This is a genomic window from Rummeliibacillus sp. JY-2-4R, assembly GCF_053847205.1.
This window is the reverse complement of the sequence record NZ_CM132623.1, coordinates 3,499,604-3,523,082: the sequence shown is the minus strand read 5'-3', so window position 1 is coordinate 3,523,082 and position 23,479 is coordinate 3,499,604. Positions and strand designations below refer to the sequence as shown.

At 35.2% G+C, this 23,479-nt stretch carries 20 protein-coding genes and 1 riboswitch; of the genes, 12 read left to right on the top strand and 8 right to left on the bottom strand.

Annotated features, from left to right (window positions below; translation table 11 throughout):
• Positions 1-65: 65 nt before the first annotated feature.
• Complete coding sequence (locus ACWV26_RS17285) at positions 66-1,145, top strand: NAD(P)/FAD-dependent oxidoreductase (protein WP_455895918.1); 1,080 nt, start codon at positions 66-68, stop codon at positions 1,143-1,145.
• A gap of 161 nt (positions 1,146-1,306) precedes the next feature.
• On the opposite strand, the gene ACWV26_RS17280 is transcribed toward ACWV26_RS17285, so the two are convergent.
• Both ACWV26_RS17280 and ACWV26_RS17275 read right to left on the bottom strand, forming a co-directional pair.
• Entirely contained in the window at positions 1,307-1,966 is a 660-nt protein-coding gene (locus ACWV26_RS17280; protein ID WP_455895917.1) for a YcnI family copper-binding membrane protein, read from the bottom strand.
• Positions 1,967-1,990: 24 nt separating this feature from the next.
• Positions 1,991-3,682: a copper resistance CopC/CopD family protein gene (locus tag ACWV26_RS17275; protein ID WP_455895916.1), complete on the bottom strand. Its 1,692-nt coding sequence runs from the start codon at positions 3,680-3,682 to the stop codon at positions 1,991-1,993.
• A gap of 285 nt (positions 3,683-3,967) precedes the next feature.
• Between ACWV26_RS17275 and thpR the strand changes: the two genes are divergently transcribed.
• Positions 3,968-4,537 (top strand): RNA 2',3'-cyclic phosphodiesterase, encoded by a 570-nt coding sequence (gene thpR / locus ACWV26_RS17270; protein ID WP_455895915.1) that lies wholly within the window; start codon positions 3,968-3,970, stop codon positions 4,535-4,537.
• A 120-nt stretch (positions 4,538-4,657) separates the two neighbouring features.
• Here thpR and ACWV26_RS17265 read toward each other — a convergent pair whose 3' ends face one another.
• Positions 4,658-5,074 carry a DUF1284 domain-containing protein gene (locus ACWV26_RS17265; RefSeq protein WP_455895914.1) on the bottom strand — a complete coding sequence of 139 codons (417 nt, stop codon included), beginning with the start codon at positions 5,072-5,074 and terminating at the stop codon, positions 4,658-4,660.
• 303 nt (positions 5,075-5,377) lie between these two features.
• Here ACWV26_RS17265 and ACWV26_RS17260 point away from each other — a divergent pair, with 303 nt between their 5' ends.
• Complete coding sequence (locus ACWV26_RS17260) at positions 5,378-5,893, top strand: DUF1456 family protein (RefSeq protein WP_455895913.1); 516 nt, start codon at positions 5,378-5,380, stop codon at positions 5,891-5,893.
• 49 nt (positions 5,894-5,942) lie between these two features.
• Here the strand turns inward: ACWV26_RS17260 and ACWV26_RS17255 are convergent, their stop codons facing one another.
• Positions 5,943-6,731, bottom strand: a complete 789-nt coding sequence (locus ACWV26_RS17255; RefSeq protein WP_455895912.1) for a TatD family hydrolase — start codon at positions 6,729-6,731, stop codon at positions 5,943-5,945.
• 600 nt (positions 6,732-7,331) lie between these two features.
• Here ACWV26_RS17255 and ACWV26_RS17250 point away from each other — a divergent pair.
• Positions 7,332-8,393 carry an LLM class flavin-dependent oxidoreductase gene (locus ACWV26_RS17250; RefSeq protein WP_455895911.1) on the top strand — a complete coding sequence of 354 codons (1,062 nt, stop codon included), beginning with the start codon at positions 7,332-7,334 and terminating at the stop codon, positions 8,391-8,393.
• Between the two features lie 193 nt (positions 8,394-8,586).
• Here the strand turns inward: ACWV26_RS17250 and ACWV26_RS17245 are convergent, their stop codons facing one another.
• The 3 genes from ACWV26_RS17245 to ACWV26_RS17235 all read right to left on the bottom strand — a co-directional run bounded on the left by ACWV26_RS17245 (position 8,587) and on the right by ACWV26_RS17235 (position 11,585).
• Positions 8,587-9,195, bottom strand: a complete 609-nt coding sequence (locus ACWV26_RS17245) for a cupin domain-containing protein (protein WP_455895910.1) — start codon at positions 9,193-9,195, stop codon at positions 8,587-8,589.
• Between the two features lie 187 nt (positions 9,196-9,382).
• Positions 9,383-10,273: a 4-hydroxy-tetrahydrodipicolinate synthase gene (dapA, locus tag ACWV26_RS17240; RefSeq protein WP_455895909.1), complete on the bottom strand. Its 891-nt coding sequence runs from the start codon at positions 10,271-10,273 to the stop codon at positions 9,383-9,385.
• Positions 10,274-10,405: 132 nt separating this feature from the next.
• Positions 10,406-10,585, bottom strand: a riboswitch (Lysine riboswitch).
• A gap of 133 nt (positions 10,586-10,718) precedes the next feature.
• Positions 10,719-11,585, bottom strand: coding sequence for a YsnF/AvaK domain-containing protein (locus tag ACWV26_RS17235; RefSeq protein WP_455895908.1), 867 nt, complete (start codon positions 11,583-11,585; stop codon positions 10,719-10,721).
• A 646-nt stretch (positions 11,586-12,231) separates the two neighbouring features.
• Here ACWV26_RS17235 and ACWV26_RS17230 point away from each other — a divergent pair.
• The 5 genes from ACWV26_RS17230 to ACWV26_RS17210 all read left to right on the top strand — a co-directional run bounded on the left by ACWV26_RS17230 (position 12,232) and on the right by ACWV26_RS17210 (position 18,575).
• Positions 12,232-13,122, top strand: a complete 891-nt coding sequence (locus ACWV26_RS17230; protein WP_455898289.1) for a phosphate ABC transporter substrate-binding protein PstS family protein — start codon at positions 12,232-12,234, stop codon at positions 13,120-13,122.
• 83 nt (positions 13,123-13,205) lie between these two features.
• A complete protein-coding gene (gene pstC / locus ACWV26_RS17225) occupies positions 13,206-14,108 on the top strand; it encodes a phosphate ABC transporter permease subunit PstC (RefSeq protein WP_455895907.1) in 903 nt (300 codons plus the stop codon).
• Complete coding sequence (gene pstA, locus ACWV26_RS17220; protein WP_455895906.1) at positions 14,098-15,045, top strand: phosphate ABC transporter permease PstA; 948 nt, start codon at positions 14,098-14,100, stop codon at positions 15,043-15,045. The genes pstC and pstA overlap by 11 nt, the downstream gene beginning before the upstream one ends.
• Before the next feature lie 192 nt (positions 15,046-15,237).
• Positions 15,238-16,890 (top strand): methyl-accepting chemotaxis protein, encoded by a 1,653-nt coding sequence (locus tag ACWV26_RS17215; RefSeq protein ID WP_455895905.1) that lies wholly within the window; start codon positions 15,238-15,240, stop codon positions 16,888-16,890.
• Between the two features lie 350 nt (positions 16,891-17,240).
• Positions 17,241-18,575: a radical SAM protein gene (locus ACWV26_RS17210; RefSeq protein WP_455895904.1), complete on the top strand. Its 1,335-nt coding sequence runs from the start codon at positions 17,241-17,243 to the stop codon at positions 18,573-18,575.
• Between the two features lie 425 nt (positions 18,576-19,000).
• Here ACWV26_RS17210 and ACWV26_RS17205 read toward each other — a convergent pair whose 3' ends face one another.
• Positions 19,001-20,449 (bottom strand): aminotransferase class I/II-fold pyridoxal phosphate-dependent enzyme, encoded by a 1,449-nt coding sequence (locus ACWV26_RS17205; protein ID WP_455895903.1) that lies wholly within the window; start codon positions 20,447-20,449, stop codon positions 19,001-19,003.
• A gap of 215 nt (positions 20,450-20,664) precedes the next feature.
• Here ACWV26_RS17205 and ACWV26_RS17200 point away from each other — a divergent pair, with 215 nt between their 5' ends.
• The 3 genes from ACWV26_RS17200 (at position 20,665) to ACWV26_RS17190 (ending at position 23,431) form a co-directional block, all read left to right on the top strand.
• On the top strand, positions 20,665-21,264 hold the full coding sequence (locus ACWV26_RS17200; RefSeq protein WP_455895902.1) for an FMN-binding negative transcriptional regulator: 600 nt from the start codon (positions 20,665-20,667) through the stop codon (positions 21,262-21,264).
• A 169-nt stretch (positions 21,265-21,433) separates the two neighbouring features.
• The gene (locus ACWV26_RS17195; protein WP_455895901.1) at positions 21,434-21,961 is read left to right on the top strand and encodes a D-glycero-alpha-D-manno-heptose-1,7-bisphosphate 7-phosphatase; all 528 of its coding nucleotides are present in this window, start codon (positions 21,434-21,436) and stop codon (positions 21,959-21,961) included.
• 369 nt (positions 21,962-22,330) lie between these two features.
• The gene (locus ACWV26_RS17190; protein ID WP_455895900.1) at positions 22,331-23,431 is read left to right on the top strand and encodes an NADH-dependent flavin oxidoreductase; all 1,101 of its coding nucleotides are present in this window, start codon (positions 22,331-22,333) and stop codon (positions 23,429-23,431) included.
• The last annotated feature ends 48 nt before the right edge of the window (positions 23,432-23,479 follow it).

Sequence of the window (23,479 nt, the reverse complement as noted above, 5' to 3'; positions counted from 1 at the left end):
GAGGAATGTTTTTTCCTTTGTAGTGATATGATGGAAAGGAGACATAACGTAAGGAGGATTTTCAGATGCAGAAAATTGCAATTATAGGTGGAGGTCCTGCTGGTTTAACGGCAGCGATTGAAGGTGCTAAAAATGGCTTAAGTATAGATTTATATGACCAATACAATATCGGAGATCATATCCGATGTGCGGAAGGCTTTTTTGACACATTAAACATGCTTGGTGAACCAAAAGCTGGTGTAAGATTTAAAGTTGAGGAAATGGATTTCAAGGCGAAGAATACTTATTCATTTCTAAGTGATGACAAAATAAATCTTTGGATGATTGATAGAAGCGAGTGGCAAATTGCTCTAGCAGAAGAAGCTAGAGGATTAGGTGCAAATATTTACGAAAACACGCCAATTTCAAAGGATAAATTTAAAGAGCTTGTTGAAAAGTATGACTGGGTGATTGATAGTTCAGGTGCTCCATCTGTAACATCAAAAGTTTACGGATTTAATCAATTCTATAAAGAAACATCTGGTCTAACAGTACAATATACATTATTAGGCGATTTCAGTAAGTACAAAGGAAAAATCTTTGCAGCCTTAATTGAAAATTACTCTGGATATTATTGGATTTTCCCGAAATCAGAGAACGAAGCAAATGTCGGGTTAATTTTCTTCAAAGATAATAATTTAAATCTTTGGGAAGAACTAGACAAGATTATTGAAAAAGAGGGCTTAGCTTCTTATACAAAAACAAGAAAGCTAGGTGGTATATGTCCAGTTGTTCAACCTGATCGATTAGTGTATGACAATGTTTTACTAACAGGGGATGCAGCTGGATTAGTCTCTGCCTTACATGGTGGGGGAATTGATAATGCTTGTATTTCAGGTAAAATTGCCATTGAATGCATTGTTAATGACGAAATAAATCAATATCAACATAAAATTAATGAAGTTTTAGGTAAAAAACTTGACGGAGAAACACGTCTTGCAAACATCGCATATAAATTAAACCCAAGTATATTGGATAAACTAGTGAAAGTAGTAAGTCGTTCGAATAAGACACTAGGTGAGTATGCTTTCTTAAACGGCAACGGAGATGCTTTTGGAAAACTCGGATTACTAAAAGGAATTATTCCACCGCTCGTAAAGAAATAATTCTTTTCACGTTTTTATATATTGTTCGATATAGATTGATTACTGTTTCAAAGAATAGACAATAATCAAGTAGCAGTTGCATAGTAAAGAAAAAAATAAGCTACCATTTTCAAAAGTATTTTGAAAATGGTAGCTTATAGTGTATTCATGATTAATAAAGTTTATTTTCTTTTCATGAATGAACGAATTACTGCAACTATCGCAAGAATAAGAGCGATGATTGATAATGTTAAAGTTGTTGTAGAATTAGAATCTTTGGTTTCAGTAGCGGATGCTGCGTTTTCGGTATGTCCAGCTTCTGCTGTTGCATGATTGTGAGCAGAAGTTTCTGATGCTGCATTAGTTGCTGAAGCGGTAATTTTCGTAATGGCATGCGGTGTATCTGCACTTTCATCGCCTGTCCATTCTACAACAGTGCCGTCTTTATAGTATTGATAAGCATCCCATACTGCTTCAGTTTCTTTCTCTGGGTTTTTTGCTACAAAAGAGAATTGTTGGAATTGACCTTCAGCGATACCTGCACCAGTTGCCTTCCAAGTAACTGTTTTTGTTTTGCCTGCTGCATCTTTATCAAGCGAAACGTCCCATCCTGCTATAGGTTGGTAAGATTCAAATTCAGCGCCTTCTGGAACTTTTAATGTCACTTTTGTTGTATTGACTGCCTTTTCTACAGGTACCTTCATTGTATATGTTTCCCATGCACCTGGTTGAGAAACATCTGGTTTTACGGATACATGTGCACTTGCTGTTCCTGCAAAAATCATCAAAGCAAGACCTGATGACATAACTCCTACTGACCATTTCTTCAATACATTTTTCATTTTGATTTCTCCTTTTCTCCTAATTTATTGACTTCCCACGACGGGGTTAAAGTCAAAATCGTAACTATCTAAAGACTTCGTTAAGATATGCACTTTTACTTTCCATTTACCAGCCATATTGATATACATGCCTTTGGATTGATATACACCTTGTGATTTTTCCGATATGTTGATTGTATTTTCTTTTAGATTTGCATTCAAATTAGTGAATGTAAGCTGTGCCTGCTCTACATCCGAAATCGGCTTTCCAAATGGATCTTTTAAAATAATTCTAAAAGAATTCACGCCGGCTACATTAGGACTAATCTGTAAAGTTGCTGTGTTTTTATTATCTAGTACTAATGTTTGTTTGAAAGGTCCTGGTGACGAAATGGCAGTTGGTAAATTGGTTAATAGTGCTGCCAGAATCATCACAATCACACCTAACCCAAATTCCAAATAAATAGAACGAGTAAGTAATTTATTTCCACGCTTTTTGCTTTTAATCAAGTGGAATGCACCGAAAATAATCATTACCGCAAACAATATAATTTTGGCCATCAAGGCTTTACCGTAATATGTGTGAACGAAAGAATAGAATGTTGGAATATATGCCAGACTTCCATAGATTCCTGTTAGTAATAGGACGGCAGTTGCTATAAAAGCTATAGACGAAAATCGATGAATCGAATTCCAATAGAGTTCTTTTTCGTTATCCATTTGTACTTTACGGCTAATTGGTAAAAGCCATGCGATATAGAGTAGTGATCCTACCCAAACACTTGCAGCTAGTAAATGAAGAAAATTTAGTGGTATGGCTAAGATTTTATATTGAGAAGCTCCTGCATGACTTGTCAGTGATTTTGAAATCAGTAAAGCTACAAAAAATACAACCGAGAATATCCAATATTTATAAGAAGTTTCTCGTCGCTTACCCATATAGACAACAATCAAAAGTCCAACGATACAAAGCATTTGGACGAACCAAATAGTGCCAAATGAAGTTTGATTCAAAGTTATATTCAATAGGTTAGGGTTAAATGCTTCTAGCCAAGATACACCTGCATCAATACGAGTTTGTAATGGAAGATTTAGCGATAAGCTCATGAACATACCGAGCGATGCAAACCAAATGATTCGATTTGACTTGGAAGTTATGACATTATAGTCTTCCATTTGCTTCGCTTTAACTATAAAGAGGTGGAAAATAACACCACCAATATATAGGGCAAAGCTGGTGTATAAAAGCCATCGTAGAAATAGTAAATCTGCTTCTGGCATATAGCTAGAAGTTACTGCTTTCACAGCGCTCGCTTTATTTTGAGCTGTACCGATACTAAAGGGGATGACCCCTTGAATTGGATGTCCATCTGCAGAAACGGCTTTCCATTGAAGCGTATAAATGCCATTTGGTAACTTTTCGTTTATGTTAGCCTCAAGAATTGTATTATTTTTCTCATCGATTCGAGTCTTTTCTAATGGTACTTTTTTTCCCGAAGAATCCAAAATTTCGATTGAATGAAACCCAGATTGTATCGACTCGTTAAACTGAAGATAAAATCTTTCGGGTGTTGTGGATAATACTTCATTTTCAGCAGGGCTCGAATTAACGATAAAAGCATGGGCAAAGGCCTCTTTTGGAAATAGGGTTAAAATATACATACACAATGTAATGAAACCAATTAGAATAGATAGTTTATGTAAATATCTTTTTTTATTCGCCATTATGGCAAACATTTGCAATCACCACTCATTTTTTAAATTCCACTTTTGCCTGTTGCAACAGGTGCAGATTATTCTTCCTCTCTAGTCTTCTCCTTAAAATTGAATTTTAATGATGATTTTCACCTTAAGACTACGAAAATTAAAATATAGGCTGGTTTTATTAACAATTAACATTGTATAAGATAAATGTGAAATTTGAACGAAGTTTCGAGGGGATTTAAAAAAAACAAAAAAACAGCTGTATTTTGTCATCAATTTTTACGAAACCTATGATTAAAAAGATAAAAGAGGGATACCGTGGATAAAAGTACACATTATTTTTGGGCCGTAAAATTGCCGGATTCAATTAAACAAACTATTCAAAATGAAATGGAAGATCTCAAACAAATTTTTTTGTTTGATCGGTGGGTACATATGAACGATTACCATATTACCCTTGCTTTTCTTGGGGCAGTAGATGAGCAAAAGCTGCAAACTGTCATCGAACGAGTAAGTGAAGGTATTAAAAATGAAAAAGTCTTTCCATTACAGATTCAAGGGATTAATGTGTTTGGCAATACAAAATCACCACGGATTTTTTGGGGAGCAGTAAATCATGAAAGTGCATTATTTCAACTTCAAGAAATCGTTCATAGAAAATGTGAGGAAGTCGGATTTACCTTGGAAACTCGTCCATATCATCCGCATATTACAATCGCAAGAAAATGGTCAGGAAATGGAGAATTCAATACGAATCTGTTAGAAAAGTATAACCCGTTTCATGAGAAGCCTTTATCTTTTATAGCAGATGAAATTGTTTTATATAAAACAAATCTAGAAAAAGCACCAAAATATGAACCGATTAAAACGATTTCCTTAATAAAGTAAGGTAATTAGGCTGAAAAAAATTCACCTGCAGTTCGCAAATATAAAAGAATATATAAAAGAACCATCCTTTTTTTATAATCAAAAAGGATGGTTCTTTTATTCATATATTAGGTAAAGAAATTATTTAATCTCTGTTAATCCTTTTCCATCAATAATAAGTTGAACCCCTTCTTCGCAATATCCGTAAGAACGCCACGAACAAGTTTCACAAACTGTTTGAATATCAGAAGGTATGACATGTTTTTGGACATGGGATTCAATGTCCTTCCACTTTACAATTTGTCCAATTTTTAATCCGATTTTTTCTAAAATAACAGCGTCTCTTTCAAAAATGTTATAATCTTGGCAGTGGTATTTACCGGAGTTCGGGTACTTTTCGCATAATTGATCTGGACCATGTACAAGTTGAATATACGTCTCGGGATTTTCTCTTAAAATATGATGTAAGCGTGTCATATTTTCAACATATTCTTTGGAATACCCCATTCCTCGATAACCTAGTAGACAAAAAATATGGTGACCTCGTAACCTATACATAACTCAACCCCCGGTTTGATTGGATTTTATGTTAACTAATAATGACGGTAAGTTAACTTATTTTCTTTATTTTAGCATACAAAAGATGCCATATGATAAAAAACCATGAAAGTATCAATTACGATGTTGAAATGATACACTTTTATTTGTGTATTTTCTTATAGCTACATAAAGTTCAGATTTATCATCATATGGAGGATTGCCAGTTAGTAATTTGGAAATATTGATGATATAAATACAATGATGTTTGACTAGTAACTTTTTTTAATGGAGTAATTAAACAATTAGTGAGGAAGATGATCAATGGAAAACAACGATATATTAATCAGATTACGATATGCATTTGATATCAAAGATAAAGATATGGTAGAAATCTTTAAACTTGGCGGTGTGCAAGTAACGAAAGAAGAAGTATTAAAAATTCTTACCAAATCAAAAGATGAGTATGATGATTATGAAATGGAAGAATCTGAAGACCAAATCAAATGCAATGACAAAAAGTTAGAAGCATTTTTAAATGGCTTTGTTACATTTAAAAGAGGACCTCAACAACCTAAGCCAGGACAAGCTAATGTCTCTGAGCCAACAAACCATAAAAAAGACCATGTTAATAATATGCTGCTAAAGAAACTAAAAGTAGCACTTCAATTAAAAACGGAAGATATGCTAGATATTCTAGACGAAGGTGGAATCGCAGTATCAAAAGGTGAACTAGGCGCTATTTTAAGAAACCCTGCTCATCGTAATTACAAAGAATGCGGTGATAACTTTGCGCGGAAATTCTTAAAAGGATTGACGTTTAGATATAGAGGATTATAGAGGAAAGTACCATACAAAAAAGTCCCCAAAACAGGGGACTTTTTCGTTTTTACAGGTGGAAAAATCGTTTGGTGTTCTCAAAAGAATGTCTAGCTACTTCTTCTGGCGTAACATCCATATATTTGGCGATTTCCTCAACAATATGTGGGAGGAAAGCTGGTTCATTTCGACCGTGTTTTGGCTTTGGACGCAATGTCCGGGGTGTTAGATAGGGAGCGTCTGTTTCGACCATTATGCGATTAAGTGGGATGAACTTTGCAGCTTCTTGTAAATCCATACCTCTTCTTTCATCACAAATCCATCCTGTAACTCCAATATGAAATCCCATTGATACATAGGTTTTGACTTCCGATGCATTCCCTGTAAAGCAATGAACGACTGCCTTTTCAATTAGATCTGGGTAATTTTTCATGATTTCTACAAAACGTTCGTGTGCATCTCGAACGTGTAAAAAGAGTGGCATGGAAAGTTCTCTTGCTAACTCCAACTGAGCAACAAAACATTTTTCCTGAACATCTTGAGGGGAGTACATTCGATTAAAATCCAATCCACATTCACCAATCGCCACGACTTCTTTATTTTGTGCTAGATGTCTTAAAACATCGATGGATTGGTGGTTAAATAGACTTGAATCATGAGGATGAATCCCTGCTGTGGAATAAAGAATTGTGGGATATTGTTTTGCGATTTCTAGACTAGCTTTACTACCTTTTTCACTAGAACCCGTAAGAATCATTTTGCCAACACCATTTTGAACTGCCCGCTCAATCACTTCGTTGTAATCCTTTGAAAAACTCTTTTCTGTTATGTTAAGACCAATATCTATTAATGGATGCATAAAATTTCCTCCTGAATGCTCGATATGTTTATTTTAGTGAATTCCTTGGTGTATGTACAATAAATTTACCGATAAGTAAACATGACTAAGCCTCTATTATAAAAAAGAGTTTGTATTATTCACTCTGATGACAACTTAAGTCTGTTTTCTTCAATGAAAAATCCGAATATTTAAATTGCACAAGAAGGAGAGTAATTACTACTTAAATAGCAAATTAATTTATATATCTTCGAGCGGACAGTTCCACGTGAAACTAAATTGAATCAAAAAGATGGAAACTTAGGTCACTATCTGTGATTGTTTTAAAAATTTTTTCAATCAACTTGTCCCTTTTCATATAACTTTCATCTAATTAATAAATAAAGAAGAATGGATGTTAACTACTTGAAATGCAGACAACTTGTCTATAGCAATAACAGAAGATTTTAGATAATAGAATAAAGAAAGAGAATATAGCTGTGATTGTTTCATAAATCATTTAAAAGTATAGTGATGCAATATGTAATTTAATGTATCCTAGTTTTAGGATTATTTTTTCAGTTGATTTATAATGACACTATTCAAGTGATTATGAAAGATTTTAGATGAGGGGGAAAATTGATGGAATTAGGAATAACAACGTTTGTTGAAACAACGCCTGATGTTCAAACAGGTGAAGTGAAAAGTCATGCCGAACGTATACGAGAGGTTGTAGAAGAGATTGTACTTGCAGACAAGGTGGGATTGGATGTTTTTGGAGTAGGGGAACATCATCGCGAAGATTATGCATGTTCTGCACCAGCAGTACTTCTTGCAGCAGCTGCTTCACAGACGAAACATATTCGATTATCAAGTGCGGTTACTGTATTATCTTCAGATGATCCTGTACGTGTCTATCAGGAGTTTTCAACACTCGATGCGATTTCCAATGGCCGTGCGGAAATCATGGCTGGTCGTGGTTCATTTATCGAGTCGTTTCCACTTTTTGGATATGATTTACAAGATTATAATGAGTTATTCGATGAAAAATTAGATTTATTATTAAAAATTCGAGAATCTGAAAAAATCACATGGACTGGAAAACATCGTCCATCGATTAATAATCGTGGGGTCTATCCTCGTTCTGTACAAGAGCCACTACCTATTTGGATTGCTAGTGGGGGAACACCGGAATCAGCTATACGAGCAGGCTTTCTTGGATTGCCACTTACATTAGCAATCATTGGTGGGAGTCCGTTATATTTTGAAAGGTCAGTCCAACTTTACTATAGGGCAGCAGAACAAGCTGGTCATGATCTATCTAAGTTGAAGATTGCTTCCCATTCCCATGGATTTATTGCTGAAACTACAGAACTTGCAAAAGAAAAATTTTATCCATCCACTGCACAAGCAATGAATGTATTGGGGAGAGAAAGAGGCTGGGGACCATACACTCGACAAACCTTTGAACAAGCGTGCAGTTTAGAAGGTGCTTTGTATGTGGGGGATCCGAAAACTGTCGCAGATAAAATCATCTTCCTTCGTAAAAACCTTGGAATCACTCGTTTCATGCTCCATGTACCAGTTGGATCCATGCCACATGAAGATGTACTTATGGCAATTGAATTATTAGGAACGGAAGTCGCACCTATTGTAAAAGAGGAAATTGACCGATGGGAAGCGGAGACAGAAGGGACTTTATAGGTTAAAATGTTTACCGAACAAAAAAAGATAAGACTCTGAATTGGAGTTCTTATCTTTTTTATTATTTCTAATTCACTTATATAAGTAAGGGTCCAGTCTTACACAAAAGCTTGTATTTATGATTTTTAATAGGCAATTCAACAAAATCATTGGAAAGTATTTGACTTAAATTGTGGCAAAAAGAATCTTCTCTTCAATGATTTTCCACAGGTTTCGTTTGTTGAACTGTCCCATGTGGATGCTGAACTGGAGCATAGATTGAGTACAATTTGATCGGTCTATCACCTGTATTGATTAAATTGTGCCATGTTCCAGCAGGGATGATGAACGCATAATTATCCGCAACGTTTCTTTGGAAATTTAAATTTTCTTTGCTATTACCCATTTTCACGATTCCTTGCCCCTCTTCAATACGTATGAATTGATCGAGGTGAGGGTGAACCTCCAAACCAATGTCATCTCCTACACCAATGCTCATTAAGGTGAGTTGTAAATGATCACCCGTCCATAAAGCGGTGCGATAATTATTGTTTTGTTTTGTCGCTTGCTCAATGTTTACGACAAACGGATTTGGCCCATAATCCTTCAAGACAATTGGAGGATTATTTTGTTGCTGTGGAAAATCCATTCCAGGTGCATATCCCATATCGTATGGTGTTAATTGTCCCGAAAAATTTGGACTGTAAGGAGAAGGAGAGTAAGGCTGGACAGGCATTCCATACATATTATTCATATTACCTGTGCTATACATTGCTTGATTAGCACAATAAGGACATGAACTTGCATAGTAGTGATAATTCATTTAATCATTCCTTTTTTTAGGCTTCCTCAATCATTGTATTCAGTTAGGCAGATAATGTGATGCAATCTATAAAAAGAGGATATTTATGCCTTGCTCTTTTGTTCTCATAATCAGAAAGCTTACTAGTAAAAAAGTAAAAATAAAACCCCGTGCTAAGTGGATGCACAGGGTTTTTGCTATTTATCTATTATACAGTTGCCGCTTTTTCATTCACTGCTTGCAAAACTTCTTTTAATTGACTTGTTTCTTCATCATTTAAAGGAATAATCGGTAAGCGAGTTCCGCCAACAACAACTCCATTAAGATTTAATGCAGCTTTGACAGGTGCTGGGTTTGGTGCTGCAAATAGACCATTGAAAACCGGAAGAAGTCTACGGTGATCTGCAGCTGCTTCTTGTGTTTTACCGCTTTTGAATTTTGTAATCATTTCTTGCATTTCATTTCCAATGATATGAGATGCAACAGAGATTACCCCAGTAGCACCAATAGCGATTGCAGGTAATGTTAAACTGTCTTCGCCAGTGTAAACACTAAATTCTGCAGGTGTTTGGCTAATGGTTTCAGCCATTGCATCTAGATTACCAGCTGCATCTTTGATGGCAACGATATTTTGAATTTGCGCAAGACGAACGACTGTATCGACTGACATATTGATAACACTACGACCAGGGATATTGTAAAGTAAAATAGGAAGTTTTGTGCTTTCAGCAATTGTTTTAAAGTGTTGATACAATCCTTCTTGGGAAGGTTTATTATAATATGGAACGACGAGCATGATGCCATCGACACCTGTATTTTCTGCTTGTTTTGTTAACTCGATTGAAGCTCTTGTATTATTTGATCCAGTACCAGCAATGACTGGAACTCGTCTATTTACAACTTCTACAACAAATTTAAACAATTCTACTTTTTCGTCTGAAGTGAGAGTAGGTGATTCACCAGTTGTACCGGCTACTACTAAACCTTCAGTACCATTATCTATTAAGTAATTAATTAGTTCTCTAGTGGCTTGAAAATCAATGTCGCCATTTTGATCAAATGGAGTTACCATCGCAGTTAATATTTGTCCAAAATTCATTACTTCTCCACACCCTTTATTATTATTTGTAAAATAAACTAGAGGGAGAAGGGCAATTAGTAAGATAACGCAAAAAAGCAACAACGTGGCTACGTTGTTGCAGTAGAAACAATAAAACAAAATTATTTCTGTGCGTAAGATAGCCCTCCATATAGTTTCCTACATGACAGTTCTGTATTTATTCAATAACAGAACCAGCTTCAAGATGAATGAGTTTCTTTCCACTTCGGCAAATATCCCTTTTCACAATGGTCATCGAATCTCATCATTCTTGCATTGTGTACTAATGATATATGCTCCTCTATCCTTACTTCAAAAGAATATTGAAATAAGTGAATATTTAGTTGGTTAAATCATACCAGTATTTTCATGTGATTGCAACACTTATAATATAGAAAATAATACTAAGATATGTCCTAAAGATATTCACCATTTAATAGTATTATTAGAATTTGTCTTGATCAGTACGTGCGCTGTCTTCATGAATAATTGCATCACCGTTTGTTTCAATTCTTGCTTCTTCACGTTTTAATTGATCGGTAACTTGTTCGGTCTTTTCTATCTTATTCTTTCCAATAACTAATTCTTCGTTTATCACTGGTTTTTTCGTTACTTCAACTTTTTCTTCCACTATTGGTATACGGATAGATTCATCACCATCTATTGAATCTATTGGTGTAGTAGGATCTGCTGTGTTTAATGTAGCTGCTACCTCATCATCTACTTTGCGTCTTTCCACATACACTTCTTCATGTGTAACAGGAATATTAATTGTTTTTTGTTCTTCAACCACTTCCTTATGAACTTCGACCTCGCCGGTTTGAACAGGTTCTTTTTCTACATTCAGTTGTTCTTCACGAAGTTTCAGTGAGTGTTCTTCATCTGTTCCATAAGAATTAAGTGGTGACCTTTCGTATAATGGATCAGTTGGGTTGGATAAACTAGCTGCTACATTATCGGTAAGAAGTAAAATTTTCCCGTCATCGATTTCTTCTGCATAATTACGTGCTTCTGCATCACCCAAACCAAGTCCTAGTAAATATTCGTAATAAGTTCTTCCGTCTACATCAAAATCACCACGGAAAACGGAAAGAAGACTTTCGAAGAATCCTTTATCCTCATCCACATCTGCACCGCCAAAATCTTCAGAAGTTACGCCTGTTTCATTTTCGATAGCGGCAGGGGAAGGGAAGTCCTTTGTATTCGTCGCAATTGAAAGTTGGTCTAACGAATATCCCTTTTGTTCATAGTCATGAATCGCACGAATAACCTCCACTCTCGTATCATAAACACCTAAAACTTTTTTACTCATAAATAATTACCTCCGTTTTTTAGAGTTTTTTATCACTTCGTTTTACATATACCCGCAATGATGACGGCAAAACAAATAATGTTGAAAAGTAGTGATATTTTTGATGTGTAGCTCTAAAAAAGGACTAGTTTTTCTCATGTATTTTTTGGACAAGAGCGTATTTTGAATCGTTTATATTAGAATTTTTATAGGCAACTAACCGTTTTTAATTGAACGGTTAATTGCCTATTGTGTATCGAAATATGAAAATGAGAAAAACTAAAAACCCACAAGTTTATTATGTGCTTATTGTTTGAAACAAACCATTCAAACAAGACAAGTTAATTACTATTTTAAAGTAGGTAATATTTGACTCGTATGATAAATGCTAATCTATCCATACTTCTAACAAGGTGAAAAAATTAGAGACGGGAGGAATTGGATAAAAAGGTAATAAATAATTGGGAATATTATGTAATGAAATATACCCTCTGTATTGGTTAATGTAAACGCAATGTAAATATACCAAAAATAGATTTACTTTAAATTAATATTAAATACACAGTGGGATAACATTTCACCTTTAATATGGGATTTGTAAGAGGCAAGATAAACAGAACGGACTCGATAAAGGGAGGAAAAGAAAGTGAAGTTTTCAGGTTTAAAAATGTCAATGGCAGGTTTAGTAATAGCAGGTGCTTTAGCTGGATGTGGCAATGCTCAAACTAGCAGTGATAATACAAAAACAAGCGGTACAGATAAAACAGCTGAAAAACCAGCAACTACAGAATTATCTGGTTCAGTTACAGCAGCTGGTTCAACTGCTCTACAACCTCTAGCAGAAGAAGCTGCAAATGCAATTCAAGGTACAAACCCTAATCTAACAGTAACTGTACAAGGTGGCGGTAGTGGTACTGGTGTAAACCAAGTAGCTTCTGGTGCAGTTGATATTGGTAACTCTGATGTTCCTTCAGCTGATAAATTAGAAGACAAATCTAAGGCAGGTAAACTTGTTGATAACAAAGTAGCAGGTATTGCTTTTGCTATGGTAGTAAATAAAGATGTTAAAGTTGATTCTTTAACTGAAGCACAAATTCAAGACATCTTCTCTGGTAAAATTAAAAACTGGAAAGAAGTTGGCGGTAACGATGAAAAAATCAACATTATCAACCGTCCAGCATCTTCAGGTACACGTGCAACATTCGAATCAATCTTCATGAAAAACGCTAAAATCGACGATAGTCTTGGAACAGCTCAAGATTCAAATGGTGCTGTAGAACAATCTGTTAACTCTACTCCTGGTGCTATTAGCTATCTTGCAATGTCTTATCTAGTAGGCGAAAAAGCAAATGCTTTAAAAGCGCTAAAAATTAATGATGTAGAAGCAACTAACGAAAACGTTGCAGCAAAAAAATATCCATTCTGGGCATATGAATATATGATTACAAATGGTGAACCTAAAGAAGCAGTTAAAGGATTTATCGACTTCGTAACTGGTGATGAATTCTCTGATACAGTTAAGAAAATGGGTTATATCCCAATGTCTGATTTAAAATAATTTCCGTCAGGCAACATAATATTGAACAAAAAAGAAGAGGCTGGCTACTGTCCAGTCTTTTCCATTTGTAAGGTGGTAATAAGGTGAAGGGGCAAAAATCAAGAAATTATTTTGTAAGTGAACAACTCGGCAAAACCATCGCAACAATTTGTGGGCTTCTAATTGTTGTCGCAACTCTCTCAATCATCGTATTCATTTGTGGTAAGGGACTTCAATCATTCTTTAATGGTAATATTTCATTTTGGGATATGATTACATCCACAAACTGGAGTCCAAATGATCCTGAGAAGAAATCGTACGGTGCATTGATTTTTATTGTAGGTTCTACTTTAGTATCAATTGGAGCTACGATTATTAGTACCCCAATTGCAATAGGGATTGCTATATTTAATAACTATATATCTCCGAAGTTTGGTTCTACTTTTGTAAAACCCGTTTTAGAATTATTTTTAGGTATACCTTCAGTTGTATATGGATTTTTGGGAGTTACCATCCTCGTTCCATTATTACGTAATCAAATGGGCGGAGTAGGATTTAGTTTGTTAGCAGGGATTATCGTGCTAAGTATTATGATTCTTCCTACGATTGCTAGTATTTCTGATGATGCCATTAAAGGAGTCCCATTTGAGTTTTTAGAAGCTTCTTATGGATTAGGCTCAACTCGTTGGCAAGCAATTAGAAGTATTATCATTCCAGCCGCAAAAAATGGCATCCTAACAGCAATAGTTTTAGGACTTGCTAGAGCATTTGGTGAAGCATTAGCAGTTCAAATGGTTATTGGTAATACAGTCAAATTACCGGACAGCTTGTACAGTCCAACTTCTACTTTAACAGGTATACTGACTATGGATATGTCTAATACCCTAAATGGTACTGCATGGAATGATGCTTTATGGAGCTTGGCAATGATCTTATTAATTATTTCATTCTTGTTTATCTTAATTATTAGAATGATTGGTAAGAGAGGTATTCAGCATGGACAATAAATTCAACAATAACAATCAAGCAAGAATAGTAAATAATTTTTGGACAGTTATATTTTATGCAATAGCTATTTTAGTCATAGCGCTATTAGTGTTTATAGCTGAAAAGATTATCACAATGGGTTGGGGATTCTGGAATCCTGATTTCCTATTTGGACGCCCAAGTAACATTACAGCTGGTGGAGGTATTGGACCTCAATTATTCAACTCTTTCTATTTACTAATCATTGCCTTAATCGTATCTTTCCCACTAGGACTAGGCGCTGGAATATATTTAGCTGAATACGCTAAAAAAGGGAAATTCCTTAACTTTGTTCGTCTTTGTATTGAAACGATGGCATCACTTCCATCCATTGTTGTGGGTCTTTTTGGTTTACTAGTCTTTGTTACATTGGCACATTGGGGATATACATTAATCGGTGGTGCATTAGTCCTCACAATATTGAATCTTCCAAACTTAACCAGAATTTGTGAGATGGCTATTACTTCTGTTCCATCAAGCGTGAAGGAAGCTAGCCTTGGATTAGGTGCTACAAAGTGGCAAACAATTGTAAGAGTGTCGATTCCATCGGCATTTCAAGAAATTATAACAGGTGTTATTTTAACAGCTGGTCGTATATTTGGTGAAGCAGCAGCGCTTATTTATACTGCAGGCTTAACAACACCTACACTTAATATGAATGCAGACATTAATAGTCCTGTAAATCCATTTAATATCTTTAGACCTGCTGAAACTCTTGCGGTTCACATTTGGAAATTGAATTCTGAAGGTATTGTTCCGGATGCACGTGAAATTGCTACTAAATCAGCAGCTATATTAATCATTATGGTATTCATATTTAATATTGCAGCACGTTTATTTGCAAAAATCTTAGATAGACACTTTAAAGGTTCTTCAGGTGGAAAACGTAAAAAAGTAAAAAGCAAACCAGCAAATTAATTTAAAAAATTAAATAACATGAAAATGCATAGTTTATTAGACTGCTTTACATTCGATTGCTAGATTTCTTCGGATGTAAAGTAGTCTAATTTTAGATTTAAATCCTTTTTGTTAATTTTATATTATACATATTATTAAATTGAGATATTTCATATAAAAATAAATTGACTATTAAATGAGGGAAAACAATCAATGTCAAAATTACGATTAAGTTTTCGAACAATGTTGATGGCTCCAATTATTTTACTTATCATTCTATCCTCAAGTATTATTGCATTTGTCAGTTACGACAAAAACAAGCAGGTGATTATTCAATCTGTAGAGCATCAAATGCTTTCTTCTGCAGAAGTGATCAATCAAAAGATTACCATGTTAAAATCTACAGTTACTAAAGAACAATTTGATAAAAAATTTTCATATGCGTTAACCCAAAATAAAAATAGCTTTAAGTCGTCAGAAGTTATTCCCATGCAATTTAAAATAACAAAGGAAGGAAAGGCTGAACCATTTAACGAATTTAAGAGTGATATTCCGAAGTTGTCTGCTACATTCATCAAAAAAATGCATAAACAAAAGAATGGCATTATACATGATAACGGCGTTACATATGTGTTGTCTAATCAACTTGAGCTTGATGAATCAATTTATGTTATTGCATTAAACGATCAAGACTATTTACAACCTGTATATGATTATCGGAATCTATTATTTACGATTACTTTAGTTACGGTCCTAGTTGCTGTGTTCATAGGTTTCGTAATGATTCGTAAAGTAACTAAACCGGTTCTTTCTTTAAAAAAATTGATGGATAAAGTTTCTAAAGGTGATTTGCAAACTAGAATAGAAATTGGTCAATCAAGTCAAGAAATCTATTCATTATCAATTGGTTTTAATGAAATGGTAAACCGTCTGCAATCGTTAATGACTCATTTAGAAACGAGTGCAAAACAAGTAACTCAATCATCTGATCGATTAAGAGTAACATCCTCAGAATCAAGATTTGCGATAGAACAAATATCAGCCGCACTGGAAGAAGTGGCCGGTGGAACAGAAGTTCAAGTAGAATCAGCTACAACTGCTTCTAGACAAGCTTTTGAAATTTCAGATGGTATGAAACAGGCAGACCAATACATCCAAGGTGTCCAAAATTCCATCAATAGTTCATACCAAATAGCTGACTCAGGAAATCAATTAGTGAATAATACAGTTGAACAGATATCTCTAGTAGAAAAAACTGTAGAAAATACTGCTGAAATGCTTGAGTCATTACAATTAAAATCAAAGGATATCGATCAAATACTTAATCTAATTAGCGAAATAGCCACGCAAACTAATCTCTTATCCATAAATGCGGCAATTGAAGCGGCTCGCGCAGGTGAACATGGTAAAGGATTTGCAGTTGTTGCAAAAGAAGTTAGAAATTTGTCAGACCGCTCGGAACAAGCAGTTATGCAAATAAAAGAAATAACAGATAAGATTAGAACAGAAACAGATGAAGTTACACTATCAATGAACCAAGGGCTAAAGGTATTAAAAGAAGGGATTATTATGGTAAATCAAACTGAACATTCATTTGGAGATATCGTAACAGCCGTAAGAGGAGCTACAAATGAAACAGATGACGTAGCGACAATTGTGAATGATGTTAGTATTAAAACAAAAAATATGGTTAATCGTATGGAGGAAGTATCCTCGATTTCAGAGAAGTTCGCTGGAACCATGCAACATATTTCAGCTGTCACAGAGGAACAACAAGCTTCTATGGATAATGTTACGAATGAAGCTCTTGTTTTAAATGATTTAGCAAAAGATTTAGAAAAGATTTTAAGTAATTTTAAAGTTTAGGATTAACTTTTTAGTTTATAAAATTTTTTGTATAAGTAAAGTCTCTTAAAATATCATTTTTCGTTTAGAGGTTGCATATATATTTATGAAAACTTAAAGAACTGGGCTTATTTTCATGAATTCCCGTTTCTTGCGTAATATTTTTATGATATGGTATCATAAATTGCTCCTAGTTTTATTAGGAGACGTTTCTACATAAATTATTCATTTTTATTACATACAACGATTGGTCAATTAAATTTGTTTACAATTACTCTATTAGTAATTATATAGAAGTAACATGATTGATGTTGCGAATAGAAATGAGTTTCAAAGAATAGAAATGAACTTAAAGGAGGTTTTAGGCACTTATGGCAAGCACAAATTATGTTCCATCAAAATTCAATGCTTTATCCCAAACAGATGATAATGGCGTGATTATGTACAATAGTTATTCAGGAGCAATCGTTACTTATTCAGAAGACGAAAAGCCAGAAGTAATGGCGTCTTTAAAAAGAATGGGAATGGAAGGATTAGATAGTGAAGTACGAAATTCATTATTTGATAACGGATTTATCGTCCCAGATACTGTTGATGAGAAAAAAAGAGCAGATTACTTGCATCAATCCATGCATCGTACAGATATGTTACATCTGATTTTAATGACAACTGAACAATGTAATTTCCGTTGTACTTATTGTTACGAAACATTTGCTCGTGGGAAAATGACAGATGATACGAAAAATGGAATAAAAGCGTTAGTAAAAGAACGCGCTACTTCTTTAAATAATTTGCATATTAGTTGGTTTGGTGGCGAACCATTACTTGAATTAGGCATTATAGAAGAATTGTCTAATACATTTATGGAAGAGGCAAAAGCAAACAAAATAGATTATTCAGCGGATATCGTTACAAATGGTTTCTTCCTAACAAGAGAGGTTTTTGAAAAGTTATTATCTTGGGAAGTTCGTCAATATATGGTTACAATTGATGGCGTTCAAGCAGTTCATGATAGTCGTCGTCACATGGCTGGCGGTCAAGGTACATTTGAAAGAATTGTTGAAAACCTAAAATCTCTTCGTGACGTGGAAGGCGAATTTGATATGACAATTCGCGTTAACTTCGATGAAGACAACTTAGAAGAAACAGGCGACCTAATTGAGTTCCTAAAAGACTATTTTGCTGAAGATAAACGTTTTGGTCTATTCTTCCGTCCTGTTGGTAGATGGGGTGGGGAACACAATGATGAAATCCCTACATGTACTCATATCACAGCCAACAAAAAAATCTGGGAATTCACTGAAACTGCAATGGATAAAGGCCTTAGCATGAGTAATATGGTAACGGGTGCCTTAATGCCAACAGCATCTGTTTGCTATGCTGCGAAACCAAATGCAATGGTCATTGGCTCAAATGGCCAACTTTATAAATGTACAACGGTTTTAGATGAAGAAGTGAACAAAGTAGGCCATATTAATGCAGATGGAACTATGGATCTCGATTATGATAAAATCGCTTCTTGGGTAATGTCTGGGGAAGAAACAGACTCAGTCTGCCAATCATGCTTCTACCGTCCAGCTTGCCAAGGAAACCACTGTCCATGGTATCGTGTTGTATCAGGTGAAAGACCTTGTCCATCTGAAAAGAAAAATATTAAAAAAGTTTTAAAACTTGTTTGGAAGAATAGTTTACAAACTGTTCAATAAGATTTATAAAAAGAATAAGAGACTTATTTTTAGCCATCGTTATTCACTAGCGTAGAAGGAAAGTAAATAGCCTCTTGATCTGGAATTGAAAGGGGGTGAGATGAATGCGCGTTTTACGCCCTGCAACTACTCCAGTGAAAAAACAAAAAACTGGAAGAATCATGAAATCTGTACCTGGTAACTTAAAATAAGTTCCGGCACATAAGCAATTCTAATACTTAAACGCAATTTAGGTCCTAATCTTCAAAAATGAAGATTAAGGCCTTTTTGCATTTAAAAGCGGAGGCGGCTCGGAACAATGAAGATAGCCTAAGATCGCCACGTCGTGTGGCAACGGCTATCGGATACACATCCTGTGCACCCTCGAGGGGCTGGCGCGTGGAGCTGGATAAAGCTAAAAGCGGAGGAGGTTCGAAACAAAACCATTAATCTTCAAAAACAACAAGTTTATGCTCATCTAATGCCGTACCACCGTGAAAACGGGAGTGAAGGGCAATTAAGTTTTCCAACGCCTCTATCTTTTCTGCAGTAATTTTCTCACCAACCATGATTAATGGGATACCAGGAGGGTAGGGGATTACCATTTCTCCAGAAATTTTCTCAATAGCTTCATTAAATAAAACAGGTTTTGTCTTTGCTTGTTTCATCTTAGCGTAAGATAAATTTAATGTAGTAAAACTTTTTGAAAGGGTCCAAGGATCATGAGAACCATCTGCCAATGAACGTTCTCCAATTTGATTCTTCACGATATCTTTAATTTGTTTTACTGTTTCAATAAAAGGATAGGATTGTCCTTTTTGTATTAATGGCAAGACCATTAATACATTTTGAGAATCAGCTAATTCGGTATAAATGCCTTTTTCCTCAAACAATGCTTGTAATTCAAAACCGCTTAATCCCTTTGTAGAGCGAATACTTAATTTTAGCGGATCGTTCCATACACCTTTTGGAGCCTCCAATACTTCAATTTCGGGAATAGCTTTGAGACCCCTTTTGAATTGAGCAATCTCCTTTAAAAGCGCCTCCTGATCTTCGCGTGAATAAGATGCTAAGTATGCACGTGCTAAATCTAGTGAGCCCATAATAGGATAAGATGGACTGCTAGATTGGAGCATTTGTAAGTACTTTTCAATGCTTTTACTATCTATTAACGCGCTATTTACATGTAAATAAGAGCCCATTGTCATAGCAGGCAAAGTTTTATGTGCAGAATGAACAACAATATCTGCCCCCATAGCAATGGAGCTTTTAGGGAAAGAATGACCTAAAGTAAAATGTGCCCCATGTGCTTCATCTATCAATACGGGAATGTTCTTTTGGTGAGCTAAGTTGATAATCTCTGTTAAATCCTCTCCAAGCCCGTAATAATTAGGGTAAGTCAAAATAATGGCTTTTGTATCTGGATATAATCTCAACGCATCTGATACTGTCTTTGTATTAACGCCGCCTGCTATGTTCCAATCTTGATAAAAAGATGGAGCCAAAAAGACAGGATTTAAATTAGCAAGCATCAATCCATTTAAGATTGACTTATGGCAATTTCGTTGAACAAGTACCGTATCGCCTTCTGTACAAGTTGCTAAAATCATTGCTAAATTCCCAACGGTTGAGCCATTAACCAAAAAATAGCTTTTCAACGCGCCATATAAATCTGCTAATAGTTGTTCGGCATTTTGGATAGGGCCAGCTGGTGAATGAAGGTCATCAAGTCCTGTTAGCTCTGTTGCATCAATTGAAAGTAACTGTTTGAAAAGGGATTTTCCTTTTTCTAAAAATACTTTTCCATTCTTATGACCGGGAACATGATAGGAAACCTTGTTTTGTTTATTGAAAGTATGTAATGCGTCAAATAATGGGGTTTGAAGTTGATTCATTTGTTTTCTTCCTTACTATTTATTTTTTTCATCTTATCATCCTAGCCAAGCCCTTTTAAGTAGCCCAATGGCTTGTTTTCATCTAGAGCGAATATAATATCCTTCATTGATTCATACCCCCTTTGACATATGAAATAGTTATAAACTGTATCTTTTCGTGTGTCAATAAATTGTATTATCATAACCGTAAGATGATAAACTGAGGGGGAAATAGTATGTATATGCCAAAAGATTTTGTGATAACTGATAAAAAATTAATCAAAAGGATTATGGAAGAGTTTAGCTTTGCAACAATCATTTCTCTTCATGAGGGGGTACCTTGTGCCACACAACTACCAATACTTACAAATGAGGATCTTAGTCAATTATCAGGGCATTTTGCTAAACCCAATCCGCAGTGGAAAGACATCACAAATCAAACCGTCCTTGCCTTATTCCAAGGACCACATAGTTATATTTCATCTTCTTGGTATGAATCGAATCAAACAGTACCTACATGGAATTATGTTACGGTTCAGGCATTTGGAAATGTGGAGTTAATCGATGGGGAAGAAATGATGCAGGATTTCAATCGTATGGTAGAAAAATACGAAGTCCCAGGTAGCGACTACCGTTTAGAGAATATGGAAAAAAAGCTTCTTGCAAACATGAGTAAGGGTGTTCAAGCATTTCGAATGAATGTGACTAAACTACAAGGAAAAGCAAAACTGAGTCAAAACCATACGGATGAAAGAAGACAAAGAGTCATTCATCAATTAGAAAAAAGAGACCATTTATTTGACAGACAAATAGCTACTTATATGAAAGAATTCTAAAAAGATTAGTTTTCATTACCGTATAAAATTGCTCTCCCTCATTTTTTAATGAAGAAGAGCAATTTTTTTAAATAAATGAATTAAAGAAAAGTTGATAGAAGCTTGTTTGTGTTATGGATGATTGGGCACAATAGAAAAGATATGAATACGATATAAAGGTGTGACGTAATTGAAAAAAGCTGTATTTTTGGATCGCGATGGTGTGATTAATGAAGTACTAACAGACCGCGTTAAATTTGTAAATAAACCACAAGATCTATACTTCTTGCCAGGGGTTCCTGATGCAATAAAAAAATTGAATACTGCCTTCGATTATATTTTTGTAGTGACCAATCAAGGCGGCGTGGGATTAGGTTTTATGAAGGAATCCCAATTAAAGAAAATACATGAATATATGATTGCTAAGTTGAAAAAACATGGAGCAATTATCGATGATGTAGCCTATTGTCCACATAAACCAAAGGCAGGATGCGAATGTCGCAAACCCAAAAGTAAACTCATCCTAGACCTTTCCAAGAAGTATGATGTTGATTTATCTAAGTCCTATATGGTTGGAGATACGGATACAGACATTATTGCAGGAAAAAACGCAGGAACAAAAGGAGTATTTCTAGGCAAAAGCGATCCACTAGCAGACGCGATATTTCCCGATTTGAGAAGTGCTGCAGATTGGATTTTAGAAGATACAAAAGAATAGTAAGCTTTTGTTTTGCGTGATAACCAGCCTTAAGTATAAAAGAATTAAAAATAAGGACAATATTACTTGAAAATAAACCTTCAACAGAAAGCATAAACTATATTGGAGTTAATGGTGTAAAAGAAGAATGCTACATAAAGAATAGGAAAATCTATATCTTATTCCAAGTGATTCTAAGTTGCCAAAGCATATCCAAAAACTTGTTATTCCTATAACCATACAAAATTGGAAAACTGTCATGAAACTAAACAGGATGGCAAATGAAGTTAAAGTGAAACAGGCAAAATCCAATCTTTTGACACAAGCTTTTAGGACTTATACGATAGATAGGTAAACAATTCCCATCTAGACATTTAGGAGGCATTTAGAGTGACGAATTTATTCGAAAGTTTTTCTTTTGCAAATGGTATTTCTTTGCGAAATCATGTTGTAATGGCACCCATGACTAACTATTCATCAAATGACGATGGTACCGTAACCGATGATGAAGTGGCATATTATGCAAAACGATCTAAAGGTGTTGGTATGGTAATTACCGCTTGTACCTATGTCACAGAGAATGGCAAAGGGTTCCCTGGACAATTTGCGGGATTTGATGATCGCTTTATTCCAAGCTTAAAGCGAGTAGCAGACGCCATTCACGACGGTGGAGCTAAAGCAGTTCTTCAAATTTTTCATGGTGGCCGTCAAGCAATACCAGAAGGCGTTCCAAATGGTGAACTTGTAAGTGCGAGTGATGTTGCATCTGAAGGTAAACCAGCACCTCGCCCATTAAAAATAGAAGAAATTAAAGACATTATTAAAGACTATGGAGAAACGACTCGTCGTGCGATTGAAGCAGGATACGATGGCGTTGAAATCCATGGTGCCAACACATATTTAATTCAACAATTCTTCTCAGGCTATACTAATCGACGTACAGATGAATATGGTGGTTCACTAGAAAATCGTATGCGCTTCCCGTTAGAGGTAGTAAAGGAAGTAAAAAATGTAGTAGCTCAATATGCAACAAAACCGTTCATCGTAGGTTATCGTTTCTCACCAGAAGAGCCAGAAGAAACTGGCATCACAATGGATGAAACAGTGAAACTAGTTGATTCACTGGCTGGCACTGGTTTAGATTATTTACATGTGTCACAAATGGAGTTCTATACAAAATCACATCGATTTAGCGGAGATCTAAACAAATCCCGCGTAGAAATTCTACTTGAAACAATTAACGGTCGCACTCCATTTATTGGCGTAGGGTCAATTTATTCTTTAGAAGATGCTAAAGAAGCAAGTGAATCAGGGGTAGATTTAATAGCTTTAGGTCGCGAACTATTAATCGAACCAAACTGGGTACAAAAAGCTGAAGCGGGAGATACTGATATCCCAACAGAAATGGATACATCGAAACAAAAAGAACTCGTTATTCCAGACGCAATGTGGAAAATGCTACAAAGACCAGGCTGGATACCAGGTTTTTAAGAAATAAAAGATCCATCCTAAAATCAGTACCTTACAGGGTATAGTTTT

What these genes read in the sequence shown, in the direction of transcription:
- ACWV26_RS17235 (WP_455895908.1), bottom strand. Translation starts at nt 11,585, where the DNA reads ATGAGTAAAAAAGTTTTAGGTGTTTATGATACGAGAGTGGAGGTTATT.
- ACWV26_RS17280 (WP_455895917.1), bottom strand. Translation starts at nt 1,966, where the DNA reads ATGAAAAATGTATTGAAGAAATGGTCAGTAGGAGTTATGTCATCAGGT.
- ACWV26_RS17230 (WP_455898289.1), top strand. Translation starts at nt 12,232, where the DNA reads ATGTCAATGGCAGGTTTAGTAATAGCAGGTGCTTTAGCTGGATGTGGC.
- ACWV26_RS17215 (WP_455895905.1), top strand. Translation starts at nt 15,238, where the DNA reads ATGTCAAAATTACGATTAAGTTTTCGAACAATGTTGATGGCTCCAATT.
- ACWV26_RS17210 (WP_455895904.1), top strand. Translation starts at nt 17,241, where the DNA reads ATGGCAAGCACAAATTATGTTCCATCAAAATTCAATGCTTTATCCCAA.
- ACWV26_RS17275 (WP_455895916.1), bottom strand. Translation starts at nt 3,682, where the DNA reads ATGTTTGCCATAATGGCGAATAAAAAAAGATATTTACATAAACTATCT.
- ACWV26_RS17205 (WP_455895903.1), bottom strand. Translation starts at nt 20,449, where the DNA reads ATGAATCAACTTCAAACCCCATTATTTGACGCATTACATACTTTCAAT.
- ACWV26_RS17200 (WP_455895902.1), top strand. Translation starts at nt 20,665, where the DNA reads ATGTATATGCCAAAAGATTTTGTGATAACTGATAAAAAATTAATCAAA.
- dapA (WP_455895909.1), bottom strand. Translation starts at nt 10,273, where the DNA reads ATGAATTTTGGACAAATATTAACTGCGATGGTAACTCCATTTGATCAA.
- ACWV26_RS17250 (WP_455895911.1), top strand. Translation starts at nt 7,332, where the DNA reads ATGGAATTAGGAATAACAACGTTTGTTGAAACAACGCCTGATGTTCAA.
- pstA (WP_455895906.1), top strand. Translation starts at nt 14,098, where the DNA reads ATGGACAATAAATTCAACAATAACAATCAAGCAAGAATAGTAAATAAT.
- ACWV26_RS17260 (WP_455895913.1), top strand. Translation starts at nt 5,378, where the DNA reads ATGGAAAACAACGATATATTAATCAGATTACGATATGCATTTGATATC.
- ACWV26_RS17255 (WP_455895912.1), bottom strand. Translation starts at nt 6,731, where the DNA reads ATGCATCCATTAATAGATATTGGTCTTAACATAACAGAAAAGAGTTTT.
- ACWV26_RS17245 (WP_455895910.1), bottom strand. Translation starts at nt 9,195, where the DNA reads ATGAATTATCACTACTATGCAAGTTCATGTCCTTATTGTGCTAATCAA.
- ACWV26_RS17265 (WP_455895914.1), bottom strand. Translation starts at nt 5,074, where the DNA reads ATGTATAGGTTACGAGGTCACCATATTTTTTGTCTACTAGGTTATCGA.
- ACWV26_RS17285 (WP_455895918.1), top strand. Translation starts at nt 66, where the DNA reads ATGCAGAAAATTGCAATTATAGGTGGAGGTCCTGCTGGTTTAACGGCA.